Raw genomic sequence first — 13,180 nt, 5'->3', positions numbered from 1 at the left:
ATATCTATTCTAACGTATGAAAGCGATTTGCTCAAATGAAGATTCTAAGATTTTTTCCAATCGTTCCCTATAATGAAATACTCCGTATATCCCACACTAAAAAGAGTGATGTTGTGAAAGGAGTCTATTTCATGCTTCGAAAAATTTCTCTTTTGCTTTCTATTTGCTTTCTTCTCCACCAAAACATCGCTTACGGTGAAGATAATCAGCAAAGCATATATGAAAAGCGCATGGCACTATATAAAGAAACAGAGCAATCTTCAGGCATTCCTTGGTATTATTTAGCTGCAATGGATCAATATGAAAGAAATATCCGGAGCGTAAGAAAAGATATTCCGAAAAAACCAGATGCCATCATTTCCCTTTATTTCAAACCAGAAATTTGGGCTGGACCTGCTAATAACAATGACACACTCCCCCACATCATTTCTTTATTCGGGGGAATTGGTTTAGATGGTGATAAAGATGGTTTAGCAAATGCAAATAACGACCGTGATCTTCTGCATACAGCAGCGACTATTTTAAAGAAACAAGGAACGTCAGAAGACCATATTAAAATTATGCTTTGGGAATATTATAGACGTGCAAAAACAGTTGATTTAATTACCGAATACGCCCGAATTTATAAACAGTATGGACGTATTAATTTGGAAGGAAATGCCTTCCCTCTCCCGATTCATAGTGACCACAGCTACCGTAGTACTTTTGGTGCTGGTAGAAGCTTTGGCGGAAGACGTATTCATGAAGGAACAGATATTTTCGCTAGATATGGTGTACCAGTAAGGTCCACTTGCTATGGCATTATTGAAACGAAAGGCTGGAATCGTCTTGGTGGATGGCGCATCGGCATTCGTGACCTTCATAATAATTACCATTATTACGCTCACTTAGGCGGGTTCTCAAAAGAAATACAGCTCGGACAAATTGTCGAGCCAGGAAAAGTAATCGGATTTGTTGGTAGTACCGGCTACGGACCTCCCGGCACAGCTGGAAAATTCCCACCTCACTTACATTTCGGCATGTATAAAGACAATGGTTATACAGAATGGGCTTTCGATCCATACATGCACTTAAGTCTTTGGGAACGAAAAGAACGAGCGAATACAAAACGATAACCGTAGCATATTGCTACGGTTATTTTTTATATACAGCTAACTATCTGTTTTCTTTTTATCCGGTACAACAACTCCGCCGCTTCCGTAATAAGTAGGCACTTCCCCTTGCACGATACGCGTTGCAATTGGGACATCTTTCTTCACCGTTATTTCTTTCGTATGAAATGGAATAATGACTTGCAATGTTACTTCCATCTCCATAACAATTTGAATCGCTGTCGTATTGATCCCGTGCGGCTCAATCTTTTGTTTTATATCCGTATTCACATGACCAATTGTAGTGAAGTCAATTGGAATATCTGGCCCTATATTACCAAGAAGCGCATTATCCGTTACACGACCAAAAGGAACTGCCATCGTCGCTCCGTTTTTTTCAGAAAGACCTAGTTCTTTCAAATTCCCTTGTTCTACTTGCTGTAAATATTTTTCTATGTATGTGGTCGTTGATGTGACGATTTCATTTACTTGCTTTGTATTTAAATTAATTGTGGATACTTTCCCGTTTTTATCATTTTGTACTTTCATTAATGAATCAACATCGAATCCTTCATTAATTCTGTCTTTTACCGCCTTCGTCATAACCGCTGTTGCCATTTTATGCGTCTCTACTTCCCCATATTTAATTAAGGTCGGCTGAATGCTGCTATTCACAATCCATACTCCTTGCACAAGTAATATCACAAAAAGAATAAACGACATAAGCAGTATGTACCGAAAGGAAATAGGCCCCCTTCGAAACCGCGAATTTCTCAAGCGAAATATACTCATAAAAAAAACCTCCTTCTTATATCATTTCTATGCAAGAAGGAGGGACGATATATGCTTATCTCATTTTTAATAATGCTTCTTTTCCAATCGTTCCTACTGGAATGCCTAACGCTTCCGCTCCAGTCGTTACCGATTCTAATGGTGCTTCAAGAAGTTGTTCAATCGTTCTTACACCAACCGCACGACCAGCAATAATACCTCGATCACCTAACTTCTCATTTAAAAGACCTACATCTAATGCACCACACATAATATATCCTTTATCGCTCATTACAGCTAGCAAATTCGTCTTTGGGAGTTTGACGCTAACCGCAATAAACGTATAGTTATCAATTATAATAGGCTCTACATTAACCATAGTTCACACTCCTCTCTTTCTTATCTGTATGAAAAGAGAAAAATGAGTGTTACAAGTTAACTAGCCTATAGTTTCACAGAAGATGTATGAGTTATCAACATGTCTGTTAACACATCTCTAAGTAGTTCTGGCATATAATATTGCTTATGGGAAAGTGTGGATAGCTCTGGGTATAAGTATCCAAATGTAAACATATCAATCGTTCCTACCGTATATATACGATCTAATTCGAGCGATTCTCCGTTAATCAATACATCTTCCAGTAAAATTTTATTCCCAGGAATCGTATCTGGAATTACTTCTACACCAGCATAAATCATTTTCCCCATTACTTTTCCACGAAACCCGAATCCTTTCACCTCAAGATTCTCCATATTCGGGCGGCGTGCTTTCAAAATCACTTCTCTTAATGTCTTCCCTGGCACTTTCAACGCACATGGATTAATTGGATGTGGACAAATTCTGTGAATATCTCCTCGTGTTACAACACCTTCTCCTAATCCTTCAAGAAGTACACCAGCATTCACCATTCCAATCTCTGCACCACACCATTTTTTCAGCGCACTTGCTAACATGTGTGCAAACGTCGTCTCATGAAACCACTCTACCGGCAATGACTCTTTTAAATGAACGACAGGCTCTGCCATAATATGCTTACTTTCTTCCTGTAGCATTTCAATTGTGGATAACGACTCGCTATAAGCACCTAACCGTTCTGTCTTAATCGCTCTACCGTCTTTTTTCAACAGCTTCTTCGTCTCTTTATCCACAGTAAGCTGCACGTGACCAACGTAACGTCCCCACTTTTCACAACAACAAAGTAAAGTATTATTCATTAGAACGCCACGCTCAAATAAATGATGCGTATGTGCCCCTAAAATCACATCTATATCATAATGCTCCGCCATATACTCATCCATGCTTTTTCCAAGATGAGAAAGTACAACAGTAATATGTGCCTCATCTTTCACTTCTTCCAAAATGGATTCTAAATGCTCGATTGGATCTTCAATGTGCCAGTCTAACATTTGATAAAACTCGGGATATGCTACCGTTAATCCGATAAAAGCAATCGTAATTCCATCTGTCGTTGTATGCAATTTATAAGGCTTCGCCCACGCTGGACGTATCCCTTCTTTTTCAAATAAATTCGCGACTAGAACCTCAAACCCAGCATCATCATACAGACGGTTCAAATGCTCCTTCGCCAACGTAATTCCTTCATTATTTCCGATCGTTACATAATCATATAACGCCTCATTTAAAAGCTTTGTATTTCCAAGCCCATTTGTCGCCTCCGAAATACTATGAAAACGATCCACATGATCGCCAATATCCACAGTTAAAACAGTCTCTCCCGCTGCCTGTCTTCGCTTTTTCTCCTCTTGTACAAACCGAGAAATTTGCGGCCAATTTTCAAAATGACTATGTATATCGTTTGTATGATAAAGGTGGATGATTGTTTCTTTATTTATATTCAGAGAAAAAACCTCCTCTCAGTTCCTTACTGCCATTTACGCTATACGTACGCAATAATCCTGTAAATACTTTTCGTCTTTTCTTGCTATTTTACATTGTACTCGCATTGTGAGAAAAAGCAAAAGATTGCCCTTTTAATATGAGAAATCTTATATTACTTTTTCTAATCTGTTGATTAGTTTGAGGGAGATTTTTCAGGGAGTTTGTTGGGAGGTTCTTCTGTGGATTCTTCTGTGGATTTGTCAGTATCTTTGCCTTGCTTCTAGTCATATAGGTGCTCCTCTCCTATTTTCGCATGTTGAGGGGTATATGAGGTGTTTCTTTTGTCGTAATTTGTTGGCAAATCGATATTCCTTGTCGAAACGTCGATATATTGAAATAATCGTTGATATATTCCGAGTTGTGATCGATATATTTGAAAAAGCGTTGATATATTTAGTTAAACACCCACCTGGGTATCTGTCCTCCCGAGCCGAACCCACACAACATAAAAAAAGCGCCCTGCATAGCAGGACGCTTTCTCATTTCTATTTAACCGATAGAACCTTCCATCTCAAACTTGATTAGGCGGTTCATTTCAACTGCGTATTCCATTGGAAGTTCGCGAGTGAATGGCTCGATGAAGCCCATTACGATCATTTCTGTAGCTTCTTGCTCAGAAATACCGCGGCTCATTAGGTAGAATAATTGTTCTTCTGATACTTTCGATACTTTCGCTTCGTGCTCAAGTGAAACGTAATCGTTTTTGATTTCGTTGTAAGGAATTGTATCAGATGTAGATTGGTTATCCATGATTAACGTGTCACACTCGATGTTAGAGCGAGAGTTTTTCGCTTTTGGTCCGAAGTGTACGATACCACGGTAAGTTACTTTACCACCATGCTTCGCAATCGATTTAGAAACGATTGTTGAAGACGTGTTTGGTGCTAAGTGAATCATTTTCGCACCAGCATCTTGGTGTTGGCCTTTACCAGCAATCGCGATAGATAATGTTAAACCACGAGCGCCTTCGCCTTTTAAGATAACTGCTGGGTATTTCATCGTTAATTTAGATCCGATGTTACCGTCAATCCATTCCATCGTTGCGTTTTCTTCACAAACCGCACGTTTTGTAACTAGGTTGTATACGTTGTTCGCCCAGTTTTGGATTGTAGTGTAACGGCAATATGCATCTTTCTTAATGATGATTTCTACTACCGCACTATGAAGTGAGTTAGTTGTGTAAACAGGTGCTGTACAACCTTCTACGTAGTGTACGTGTGCGCCTTCGTCTACGATGATAAGCGTACGCTCGAATTGTCCCATATTTTCAGAGTTAATACGGAAATACGCTTGAAGTGGTGTATCCACCTTAATACCTTTTGGAACGTAGATGAATGATCCACCAGACCAAACTGCAGAGTTTAATGCAGAGAATTTGTTGTCTGTTGGTGGAATTACTTTTCCGAAATGCTCACGGAAAATGTCTTCGTTCTCTTTTAATGCGCTATCTGTATCTTTAAATACGATTCCTAGAGCTTCTAGGTCTTCTTTCATGTTGTGGTATACAACTTCAGATTCGTACTGTGCAGATACACCAGCTAAATATTTTTGCTCAGCTTCTGGAATACCTAATTTATCAAATGTCGCTTTAATTTCATCAGGTACTTCATCCCAAGACTTCTCAGATTTCTCAGATGGTTTTACGTAGTACGTAATTTCATCGAAATCTAAGTCGTTTAAGTCGCCGCCCCATTGTGGCATTGGCATTTCATAGAACTTATCCAGTGATTTTAAACGGAAGTCTAACATCCACTGTGGTTCTTCTTTCATACGTGAAATCTCTTCTACGATTTCTTTTGTTAAACCGCGTCCAGCACGGAAAATCGAAACGTCTTTGTCTTTGAAACCATATTTATAATCGCCGATATCTGGCAGTTGCTTCGCCATGTTGGTGTGTCCCTCCTTAGATAACCTCGTTTTTAGGAACCTTTAACATTACTTATCTTCGTTTAAGCCCTTTTCTAACGCTTTCCACGCTAATGTTGCACATTTAATACGTGCTGGGAACTTGCATACGCCTTGTAATGCTTCAATATCTCCTAAATCGATGCTGTCATCGTACTCTTTTCCTAGCATCATGTCAGAGAAAATTTTCGAAAGCTGAAGTGCTTCTTCGATTTTCTTTCCTTTTACTGCTTGTGTCATCATCGAAGCTGAAGACATTGAGATTGAACATCCTTCTCCTTCAAACTTCGCCTCTTGTACAATACCTTCTTCTACTTTCATCGTAAGTTGAATACGATCGCCGCAAGTTGGATTGTTCAAGTTAACGGTAACACTATCTTCTAACACGCCATGGTTACGAGGATTCTTATAATGATCCATAATAACTTGACGGTATAACGTATCTAAATTATTAAATGACATTTGTGAAATACTCCTTTGTCTTGATTAGCGATTCAACAAATGTATCAATTTCTTCTTTTGTATTATATAAATAGAAGCTCGCACGTGCTGTTGAAGAAGCTTTTAGCCACTTCATAAGCGGTTGTGCACAGTGGTGTCCTGCGCGAACCGCGATACCTTCTACATCTAATACAGTCGCTACATCATGAGGATGTACGTCTTCAATATTAAATGTAACAAGACCAGCGCGATGCTTTGGACCATAAATTGTAACGCCATCTACTTCTGATAGTCTTTCTAAAGCGTATTGCGCTAATTCATGCTCATGCTTTTCAATATTATCAAGACCGATTTCTTCTAGGAAATCAATTGCCGCACCAAGTCCGATTGCATTACCGATAATCGGTGTACCTGCTTCAAACTTCCACGGAAGCTCTTTCCAAGTAGATTCTTGTAAATCTACGAAATCAATCATTTCACCGCCAAATTCAATTGGCTCCATATTGTTTAGCAATTCTTTCTTACCATATAATACGCCGATACCTGTAGGTCCGCACATCTTATGAGCAGATAATGCGTAGAAATCACAGTTTAAATCTTGTACATCCACTTTCATATGAGGTGTACTTTGCGCACCGTCAACGACCATAATTGCGCCGTTTTCATGTGCGATTGCTCCGATTTCTTTTACAGGGTTAATCGTTCCAAGTACGTTTGATACTTGCATAATAGAAACGATTTTTGTGTTCGGTGTAACTGTTTGACGAACATCTTCTAAAGAAATTGTACCGTCTGGTTGAAGCGGAAGGTATTTTAACGTTGCACCAGTTTTCTTCGCAACTTGTTGCCACGGAATGATGTTACTATGGTGCTCCATGTAAGAAATAACGATCTCATCGCCTTCTTTTACATTTTCAAGACCATAGCTAGCCGCTACTGTATTTAATGCAGTTGTCGTTCCGCGCGTGAAAATAATCTCTTCCATTGATTTCGCATTGATAAACTTGCGAACTTTCTCACGTGCACCTTCATACGCGTCGGTAGCTTTCGTACCGAGCGTATGAACACCGCGATGCACGTTAGAATTATATTCTTTATAGTAACGTTCTAACGTTTCAATGACTTGAATTGGTTTTTGAGAAGTTGCTGCACTATCGAAATAAACAAGTTGTTTGCCGTTCACTTTTTGATCAAGAATTGGAAACTGTTTGCGTATTTCATGAATATTCATTAGCGAACTTTCCTTTCAATTACCTCAACAAGCTGTGCCTTTACTCCTTCAATTGGAAGCTCATTTACTACAGGTGCTAAGAATCCATGGATGACTAAACGTTCTGCTTCGCGTTTTGGAATACCACGGCTCATCAAGTAGTATAATTGGTATGGATCTACGCGGCCTACTGAAGCTGCGTGACCTGCCATTACATCATCTTCATCAATTAGAAGAATTGGGTTCGCATCACCGCGAGCTTTTTCGTCTAACATAAGAACGCGAGAAGATTGTTGTGCATTTGATTTAGATGCACCGTGTTCAATCTTACCAATTCCGTTGAAGATAGATGTTGCACTATCTTTTTGTACACCGTGTTTTAAGATCCAACCTTCAGAGTGTTTACCGAAGTGAACAACTTTAGTTGTAAAGTTTTGTGTTTGGTTACCACGGCCAATTGTTACTGTTTTTGTATCAGCATATGATCCGTCGCCCATTAAGTTCGTAACGTTCTCTGAGATTGTGTTTCCGTCATTCATAAGACCTAGAGCCCAATCAATGCGGCCGTCGCGTCCTACTACTCCGCGGCGGTTAACGTAAGTTGTTACGTCTTTTGCTAATAGATCAACCGCACCGAATTTCACTTGTGCGCCTTGTTCCACGATTACTTCTGCTACGATATTTGCAATACCTTTAGCATTTTCATTTGCAACGTAGTTTTCTACATAAGTTACAGTACTGTTCGCATCAGCTACGAATAATACGTGGTTATATACGTTAGCTTCTTCGCCGTCTACTAAGAATACAGCTTGAAGTGGAGTTTCAAGAACAACGTTTTTCGGAACATATACGAATGCACCGCCGTTGATTAATGCAGCATGAAGTGCAGTTAGACGATGCTCGTCTACCTTCACGCCGTCTTTCATTAAGTACTTTTGTACTAGTTCAACATGCTCTGTTGCAGCTGTTATGATGTCTGTAAAAATAACACCTTTTTCTTTTGCTTCGTCTGCTAAAGAAACGAACGCAGTTGTACCAGTACGTTGCACTAATACGCTGTTATTTTCATCGATTAAGTTTTTCACTGCTTCTGGAAGCTCTGTTAAAGAACTTACAGGCTCTTGCTTAGCAGCGTCGCCTTTTCCGATAAAGTCCCATTTTTCAATTTTCGTTTTATCAGGCGTTGGCATTGGAAGTTCAGTTGCTTGTGCAAGAGCTTGTAAGCGGAACTCAGTCAACCAAGCAGCTTCGTTTACTTCGCTTGCGCGCTGACGGATTGTTTCTTGATCGAAAGGTAATGTACCGATTGTCATGTTTATGCTCCTCTCTTACGCTTCTTGCTCTGCTGTTTCGTCTTCAATACCTAATTCTTTTTTAATCCAGTCGTAACCTTCAGCTTCTAGACGTTGTGCAAGCTCAGGGCCACCAGATTTAACGATACGACCGTTCATCATAACGTGAACGAAGTCTGGAGTGATGTAGTTTAATAAACGTTGGTAATGCGTAATCATTAGGCAACCGAACTCTTCGCCGCGCATTTGGTTAATACCTTTAGATACAACTTTTAATGCATCGATATCAAGACCTGAGTCGATTTCGTCTAAGATTGCAATTTTTGGCTCAATCATCATTAATTGAAGAATCTCGTTACGTTTTTTCTCACCGCCAGAGAAACCTTCGTTTAAGTAACGTTGTGCCATTTCTGGATCCATTTCTAGGAATTCCATGTTTTTATCTAATGTACGGATAAATTTCATAAGAGAAATTTCATCGCCTTCTTCACGACGTGCGTTAATTGCAGAACGTAAGAAGTCAGCGTTTGTAACTCCGCTAATTTCACTTGGATATTGCATTGCTAGGAATAGACCTGCTTGCGCGCGCTCGTCTACTTCCATTTCTAATACATCTTCACCGTCGATGATGATGCTACCTTCTGTTACTTCATACTTTGGGTGACCCATAATCGCAGAAGATAAAGTTGATTTACCTGTTCCGTTAGGTCCCATAATTGCGTGGATTTCTCCACCTTTTACTTCAAGGTTTACACCTTTTAAAATTTCTTTGCCGTCAATTGATACGTGTAAGTCTTTAACCGTTAATGTAGAACCAGCCATCTCAATACCTCCATTAATCCTATATATACATTTTAAAAATTCCTAAAACGTTCATATTCTCATTTTATTCTCATTCTAATTTTATATCAAATAAAATGATATCGCAAACGACGAAAAAAAGTAACAATTTTTTCACAAATGTATATAAGTATTTCCTTCTCACCTTTATATGATACACCTTTCTTCTTATTTATATAAAGAAAAAAGGACTGGGAAATTACCAGTCCTTCCCTTATATTTATTCACTTACCGGGAGTACAGCACCTTTATATTCTTTATTAATAAAGTCCTGAATTTCTTTTGAATGTAGTACTTCTACTAGTTCTTTAATCTCTTTTTTCTTCTCATTACCTTTACGAACGGCAATAATATTTGCATACGGAGAGTCTGATCCTTCAATCGCAATTGCATCCTTTGTTGGATTTAATTTCGCATCAATTGCATAGTTTGAATTAATAAACAAAGCGTCGCCTTCATTATTTTCATACAGCTTCGGTGAAAGTCCAGGTTCTACATCTGTTTTAAACTTTAAGTTTTTCGGATTTTCCACAACATCTTTTACTGTCGCCTTAACAACATCTACACCATCTTTTAATTTAATAACGCCGCCTTTTTGTAATAGGGCTAGCATACGGCCACGCTCTGCTACGTTATTACTCATAATAACTGTTCCGCCATCTGGAAGGTCTTTTAAGCTTTTATACTTCTTAGAATAAATGCCCATTGGCTCTAAATGGATTTTTCCTGCATTTACAATTTTATATCCTTTTTCTTGAATTTCTTTATCCAAATATGGAATGTGCTGGAAGTAGTTCGCATCAATTTCTTTATCCGCTAACGCTTTATTCGGTAACACATAATCTTGGAACTTTTTAATCTCTAACTTAATACCTTTTTTCTCTAATATCGGCTGTGCCTTCTCTAAAATAACAGCGTGTGGCACGTTAGAAGCTCCAACAACAAGCTTATTCTCATCTTTCCCACCACAGGCAGCTAATGTAAATACAGATAGTGCTGTAACAACTGACAGTATAATCTTTTTCATATGATGTCCCCTTCTCCCCTATATTTATGTAGTTAGAAAAAAGAGCCGGCATACACCAGCCCTTCTTCAAACGATTATTCTTTTACAGGAACAACTGCCCCTTTATATTCTTTATTAATGAAATCTTCAATTTCTTTAGAATGCAGCACTTCTACAAGAGCTTTAATCTCTTTTTTATCTTTATCGCCTTTACGAACAGCTACTACGTTTGCATACGGTGAATCATTTCCTTCAATCGCAATTGCATCTTTTTCTGGGTTTAATTTCGCATCAATCGCATAGTTCGAGTTAATTAAAACTGCATCGCCTTCTTTATTGTTATACACTTGTGGTAGTAAACCAGGCTCGATATCCGTTTTGAATTTCAAGTTTTTCGGATTATCTGCAATATCTTTTGGAGTTGCTTTAACTGGATCTACTCCGTCTTTAATTTTTAAAATACCTTCTTTTTGTAAAATTGCTAAACCACGTCCATGGTCAGCAACAGAGTTACTCATAATAATTGTCGCCCCGTCTGGAAGCTCTTTTAAGCTTTTATATTTTTGAGAATACACACCAATTGGTTCTAAATGAATTTTTCCTGCTACTTCAAAATCATATTTTTTATCTTTAATTTCTTTTTCTAAATACGGAATGTGCTGGAAGTAGTTTGCATCTAATTCCTTATCCGCTAACGCTTTATTTGGCAACACGTAATCTTGGAATTTTTTCACTTCTAATTCAATTCCTTTTTTCTCAAGTAACGGTTTTGCCTTTTCTAAAATTTCAGCGTGCGGTACGTTAGAAGCACCAACAACAAGTTTATTTTCATCTTTATCTTTCGCGCCACAAGCAGCTAACCCAAAAATTGAAGTTGAAATAAGTGCCGTAAGTAATAATTTTTTCATTTGAAATGCCCTCCCGTTTTTTATTATCTTTTATCTATTCGAGTCGTTACACTATCACCAATCCATTGAATTAAAAATACAACGAGTAATACACAAATTGTTGCAACGATTGTTACATCGTTATTTCCTCGTTGGAACCCTTCTAAGTAAGCAAGTGTCCCAAGGCCACCAGCACCAACAACTCCCGCCATTGCCGTATAGCCTACTAAAGCAATTGTCGTTACCGTAATACCAGATACTAAGGCTGGTAATGATTCTGGAATTAACACTTTCAAAATAATTGTGCTTGTTTTTGCCCCCATTGCTTTTGAGGCTTCAATTACACCTTTATCAATTTCACGAAGTGCGATTTCAACCATTCTTGCATAAAATGGTGCCGCTCCGATAATTAAAGCTGGCAATGCCGCACTCGCTCCAAGAATTGTTCCAAGAAGGATTTTTGTGAATGGGATTAATAAAATAATTAAAATGATAAACGGTATAGAACGGAATATGTTTACGAACGCTCCAATCACCGTATTAATCGATTTGTTTTCCCATAAATTATCTTTCGCTGTCATGAAAAGTAACAATCCTAAAATAAGTCCTAAAACAAATGTGGCAAGAGCTGCGATTGCCGTCATATATAACGTTTCACCAGTTGCTTCTAACATTTGATTCCAATCAACATTTGTGAGTAACTTATCCATGTGCAATCACCTCCAGCTCTACTTGATCTTGATGAATTCCTTCTATCGCTTGCTGGATCGCAGTTTCCTCACCATTTAAATGAACGACTAAACTACCGTAAGAACCGTTATTCGTTTGTGCGATATTTCCTTGCAAAATGCTCACTTCTATATCACTGCGCTGCATTAATCTTTGAAGTACCGGTCTTTCTACAGCTTCACCGATAAACTGCAAGCGAATCACTTTTCCATCTGGGTATTTTTCAATTAAACTTTCAATCGTTTCATTTGTATCTTCAGAATCCGTTAACTGCTGTACAAATCGTTTCGTAATGTCCTGCTGCGGATTACGGAATACGTCAAGTACTGGACCCGTTTCTACAATCTTTCCTCTCTCCATTACGGCAACGCGATTACAAATCTTTCGAATTACATGCATCTCATGTGTAATTAGTACAATTGTTAAACCGAGACGCTTATTAATATCTAGAAGTAAATCTAAAATTTGATCCGTCGTTTCTGGGTCAAGAGCTGACGTTGCTTCATCACATAAAAGTACTTGTGGATTATTAGCTAATGCTCTTGCAATCCCGACGCGTTGCTTTTGTCCACCACTTAACTGAGATGGGTATGCGTCCCCTCTTCCCTCTAACCCAACAAGATGAATTAACTCATCAACACGTTTTCTTCTCTTCTCCTTATCAACGCCTGCAATCTCAAGTGGGAATGCGATATTTTCCCGCACAGTTCGTGACCAAAGTAAGTTGAAGTGCTGAAAAATCATTCCGATTTCTTGCCTTGCCTTCCGAAGCTCACTTCCTGTAATTGCTGAAATGACACGATTTGCAATTGTAATTTGGCCAGAAGTTGGTTTCTCTAACTGATTAAACAACCTGATTAAAGAACTTTTTCCGGCGCCACTATATCCGATAACACCAAATATCTCGCCTTTTTCTATTTTTAAATTGGCGTTATCTACAGCAGTGACATCACCGCTTTTTGCCTTATATATTTTCCTTACATTTTCTAATAAGATCATGATGTTCACCCCTTTTTTAAATAAAAAGCGCAAGCGGCTCGTTTAGAACAAGAGGACGTTGGAATCCCTGACGTAGAGGCGTTTTTTGCCTCATAGGAGGGGATGAAAC

At 38.6% G+C, this 13,180-nt stretch carries 13 protein-coding genes; 1 reads left to right on the top strand and 12 read right to left on the bottom strand.

Annotated elements, in window-relative coordinates; genetic code table 11:
* Positions 1 to 131: 131 nt before the first annotated feature.
* Positions 132 to 1,115: a M23 family metallopeptidase gene (locus MR065_RS18210; RefSeq protein ID WP_242214625.1), complete on the top strand. Its 984-nt coding sequence runs from the start codon at positions 132 to 134 to the stop codon at positions 1,113 to 1,115.
* A gap of 36 nt (positions 1,116 to 1,151) precedes the next feature.
* Here MR065_RS18210 and yunB read toward each other — a convergent pair whose 3' ends face one another.
* The 12 genes from yunB to MR065_RS18150 all read right to left on the bottom strand — a co-directional run bounded on the left by yunB (position 1,152) and on the right by MR065_RS18150 (position 13,071).
* Positions 1,152 to 1,883, bottom strand: a complete 732-nt coding sequence (gene yunB / locus MR065_RS18205; RefSeq protein ID WP_242214624.1) for a sporulation protein YunB — start codon at positions 1,881 to 1,883, stop codon at positions 1,152 to 1,154.
* A 55-nt stretch (positions 1,884 to 1,938) separates the two neighbouring features.
* Positions 1,939 to 2,241 (bottom strand): YunC family protein, encoded by a 303-nt coding sequence (locus MR065_RS18200; RefSeq protein ID WP_000248467.1) that lies wholly within the window; start codon positions 2,239 to 2,241, stop codon positions 1,939 to 1,941.
* A 65-nt stretch (positions 2,242 to 2,306) separates the two neighbouring features.
* The gene (locus MR065_RS18195) at positions 2,307 to 3,698 is read right to left on the bottom strand and encodes a bifunctional metallophosphatase/5'-nucleotidase (RefSeq protein WP_313895165.1); all 1,392 of its coding nucleotides are present in this window, start codon (positions 3,696 to 3,698) and stop codon (positions 2,307 to 2,309) included.
* 553 nt (positions 3,699 to 4,251) lie between these two features.
* Complete coding sequence (gene sufB, locus MR065_RS18190; RefSeq protein WP_001118824.1) at positions 4,252 to 5,649, bottom strand: Fe-S cluster assembly protein SufB; 1,398 nt, start codon at positions 5,647 to 5,649, stop codon at positions 4,252 to 4,254.
* Positions 5,650 to 5,697: 48 nt separating this feature from the next.
* On the bottom strand, positions 5,698 to 6,129 hold the full coding sequence (gene sufU, locus MR065_RS18185; protein ID WP_000009523.1) for a Fe-S cluster assembly sulfur transfer protein SufU: 432 nt from the start codon (positions 6,127 to 6,129) through the stop codon (positions 5,698 to 5,700).
* Positions 6,119 to 7,339, bottom strand: a complete 1,221-nt coding sequence (gene sufS / locus MR065_RS18180) for a cysteine desulfurase SufS (RefSeq protein WP_001020767.1) — start codon at positions 7,337 to 7,339, stop codon at positions 6,119 to 6,121. Before sufS ends, sufU begins: the two co-directional genes overlap by 11 nt.
* Complete coding sequence (gene sufD, locus MR065_RS18175; RefSeq protein WP_242214623.1) at positions 7,339 to 8,631, bottom strand: Fe-S cluster assembly protein SufD; 1,293 nt, start codon at positions 8,629 to 8,631, stop codon at positions 7,339 to 7,341. The genes sufS and sufD overlap by 1 nt, the downstream gene beginning before the upstream one ends.
* Positions 8,632 to 8,646: 15 nt before the next feature.
* Positions 8,647 to 9,432, bottom strand: a complete 786-nt coding sequence (sufC, locus tag MR065_RS18170; RefSeq protein ID WP_000929162.1) for a Fe-S cluster assembly ATPase SufC — start codon at positions 9,430 to 9,432, stop codon at positions 8,647 to 8,649.
* Positions 9,433 to 9,670: 238 nt separating this feature from the next.
* Positions 9,671 to 10,477 (bottom strand): methionine ABC transporter substrate-binding lipoprotein MetQ, encoded by an 807-nt coding sequence (metQ, locus tag MR065_RS18165; protein WP_242214622.1) that lies wholly within the window; start codon positions 10,475 to 10,477, stop codon positions 9,671 to 9,673.
* 74 nt (positions 10,478 to 10,551) lie between these two features.
* Complete coding sequence (gene metQ, locus MR065_RS18160; RefSeq protein WP_098268360.1) at positions 10,552 to 11,364, bottom strand: methionine ABC transporter substrate-binding lipoprotein MetQ; 813 nt, start codon at positions 11,362 to 11,364, stop codon at positions 10,552 to 10,554.
* A 23-nt stretch (positions 11,365 to 11,387) separates the two neighbouring features.
* Positions 11,388 to 12,053: a methionine ABC transporter permease gene (locus MR065_RS18155; protein ID WP_141436391.1), complete on the bottom strand. Its 666-nt coding sequence runs from the start codon at positions 12,051 to 12,053 to the stop codon at positions 11,388 to 11,390.
* A complete protein-coding gene (locus MR065_RS18150; RefSeq protein WP_242214621.1) occupies positions 12,046 to 13,071 on the bottom strand; it encodes a methionine ABC transporter ATP-binding protein in 1,026 nt (341 codons plus the stop codon). The genes MR065_RS18155 and MR065_RS18150 overlap by 8 nt, the downstream gene beginning before the upstream one ends.
* Between the last annotated feature and the right edge of the window lie 109 nt (positions 13,072 to 13,180).

The sequence above is a fragment of the Bacillus cereus group sp. BfR-BA-01383 genome, from assembly GCF_022663495.1.
In the GTDB taxonomy this organism is placed as follows: domain Bacteria; phylum Bacillota; class Bacilli; order Bacillales; family Bacillaceae_G; genus Bacillus_A; species Bacillus_A cereus_AU.
Note: the sequence above shows the minus strand (reverse complement) of the source record. Positions and strands in the feature narration are given on the sequence as shown.

Bases quoted from the DNA above. Each gene is read 5' to 3' on its own strand.
- yunB (WP_242214624.1), bottom strand. From the start codon at position 1,883: ATGAGTATATTTCGCTTGAGAAATTCGCGGTTTCGAAGGGGGCCTATT.
- metQ (WP_098268360.1), bottom strand. From the start codon at position 11,364: ATGAAAAAATTATTACTTACGGCACTTATTTCAACTTCAATTTTTGGG.
- sufS (WP_001020767.1), bottom strand. From the start codon at position 7,339: ATGAATATTCATGAAATACGCAAACAGTTTCCAATTCTTGATCAAAAA.
- MR065_RS18150 (WP_242214621.1), bottom strand. From the start codon at position 13,071: ATGATCTTATTAGAAAATGTAAGGAAAATATATAAGGCAAAAAGCGGT.
- metQ (WP_242214622.1), bottom strand. From the start codon at position 10,477: ATGAAAAAGATTATACTGTCAGTTGTTACAGCACTATCTGTATTTACA.
- MR065_RS18210 (WP_242214625.1), top strand. From the start codon at position 132: ATGCTTCGAAAAATTTCTCTTTTGCTTTCTATTTGCTTTCTTCTCCAC.
- sufB (WP_001118824.1), bottom strand. From the start codon at position 5,649: ATGGCGAAGCAACTGCCAGATATCGGCGATTATAAATATGGTTTCAAA.
- sufU (WP_000009523.1), bottom strand. From the start codon at position 6,129: ATGTCATTTAATAATTTAGATACGTTATACCGTCAAGTTATTATGGAT.
- MR065_RS18155 (WP_141436391.1), bottom strand. From the start codon at position 12,053: ATGGATAAGTTACTCACAAATGTTGATTGGAATCAAATGTTAGAAGCA.
- MR065_RS18200 (WP_000248467.1), bottom strand. From the start codon at position 2,241: ATGGTTAATGTAGAGCCTATTATAATTGATAACTATACGTTTATTGCG.
- sufC (WP_000929162.1), bottom strand. From the start codon at position 9,432: ATGGCTGGTTCTACATTAACGGTTAAAGACTTACACGTATCAATTGAC.
- sufD (WP_242214623.1), bottom strand. From the start codon at position 8,631: ATGACAATCGGTACATTACCTTTCGATCAAGAAACAATCCGTCAGCGC.